We start from the raw sequence: 1,926 nt of genomic DNA on the forward strand, positions 1-1,926 counted from the left end.
GCCACCTGCGGACCGAGCTGGTGGACGAGGACGCGGCCGAGGCGCACACACCGGTCCCGGTGGCGGCCGTCACCGAGGACGAGCCGATCGCCATCGTCGGCATGAGCTGCCGCTACCCCGGCGGGGTCACCACGCCCGAGGAGCTGTGGCAGCTGGTCATCGGCGCCACCGACGCCATCTCCGGTTTCCCCGCCGACCGTGGCTGGGACCTCGACACGCTCTTCAGCGGCGACCCCGACCAGGTGGGCACCAGCTACACCCGCGAGGGCGGCTTCCTGCACGACGCGGCCGACTTCGACCCGGACTTCTTCGGGATCAACCCGCGTGAGGCGCTGGCGATGGACCCGCAGCAGCGGCTGCTGCTGGAGACCTCCTGGGAGGCGTTCGAACGGGCGGGCATCGACCCGACGGCCGTACGCGGCAGCCGGACCGGGGTGTTCGCGGGCGTCATGTACCACGACTATCTGACCCGGCTGACCGCCGTGCCCGAGGGGCTCGAGGGCTACCTCGGCACCGGCGGCGCGGGCAGCATCGCCTCTGGCCGGGTGGCGTACATCTTCGGTCTCGAGGGCCCGGCGGTCACCATCGACACGGCGTGCTCGTCGTCGCTGGTGGCGCTGCACCTGGCGGCGCAGGCGCTGCGCAACGGCGAGTGCTCGATGGCGCTGGCCGGGGGTGTGACCGTCATGGCCACCCCGGACACGTTCGTCGACTTCAGCCGCCAGCAGGGCCTGTCCACCGACGGCCGCTGCAAGTCCTTCGCGGCGTCGGCGGACGGTACGGGCTGGGCCGAGGGCGCGGGCATGCTGCTGGTCGAGCGGCTGTCGGACGCGCGGCGCAACGGCCACGAGGTGCTGGCCATCGTGCGCGGCAGCGCGATCAACCAGGACGGCGCGTCCAACGGCCTGACGGCGCCCAACGGCCCGTCCCAGCAGCGCGTCATCCGCGACGCACTGACCAGCGCCCGGCTCACCACCGCCGACGTGGACGTGGTCGAGGCGCACGGCACCGGCACCACGCTGGGCGACCCGATCGAGGCGCAGGCCCTGCTCGCCACCTACGGCCGCGACCGGCCGGAGGGGCAGCCGCTGTGGCTCGGTTCGCTGAAGTCCAACATCGGCCACACCCAGGCGGCGGCCGGTGTCGCGGGCATCATCAAGATGATCATGGCGATGCGCCATGGGGTGCTCCCGCGGACGCTGCACATCGACGAGCCCACCCCGCACGTGGACTGGGCGGCGGGCGACGTCGAGCTGCTGACCGAGGCCCGGCCGTGGCCGGAGCTCGGCCGGCCGCGCCGGGCGGCCGTCTCGTCGTTCGGCGTGAGCGGCACGAACGCGCACACCATCCTGGAGCAGCCCCCCGCGCCGGAGGAGACCCCCGCCGCCGGTCCGGCGGCCGAACTGCCGACCGTGCCCTGGGTGCTCTCGGGCAAGTCCGAGGCCGCCCTGCGCGGCCAGGCCGAGCGGCTCCTGGCCCACCTCGGCGCCCACCCCGAGCTGGACGCCACGGACGTCGGCCACACCCTGGCGACGGGCCGGGCGGCGCTGGAGCGGCGCGCGGTGGTCGTCGGCGGGGACCGGGCCGGGCTGGTCGCGGGTCTGGAGGCGCTGGCGCGGGGTGAGTCGGCGGCCGGGCTGGTGCGGGGCGTGGTGGCCGAGGGCGGCAAGGTGGCGTTCCTGTTCACGGGGCAGGGGAGCCAGCGGCTGGGGATGGGCCGTGAGCTGTACGAGGCGTATCCGGTGTTCGCGGAGGCGCTGGACGCGGTGTGCGCGGAGTTGGACGCGCATCTGGAGCGGCCGCTGCGGGATGTGCTGTTCGGGAATGACGCCGAGGCGCTGGACCGGACCGGGTTTACCCAGCCCGCGCTGTTCGCTCTCGAAGTGGCCTTGTTCCGCCTCGTTGAGGCGTGGGGGCTGCGGCCGG

General features: G+C 74.3%; 1 protein-coding gene. It reads left to right on the forward strand.

From position 1 onward, the window contains the following. Nucleotides 1–1,926: type I polyketide synthase (locus AXW62_RS30755; protein ID WP_159060994.1), on the forward strand; the 1,926-nt coding region annotated here is incomplete at both ends.

This window comes from Streptomyces hygroscopicus subsp. hygroscopicus, from assembly GCF_001553455.1.
In the GTDB taxonomy this organism is placed as follows: Bacteria; Actinomycetota; Actinomycetes; order Streptomycetales; family Streptomycetaceae; genus Streptomyces; species Streptomyces hygroscopicus.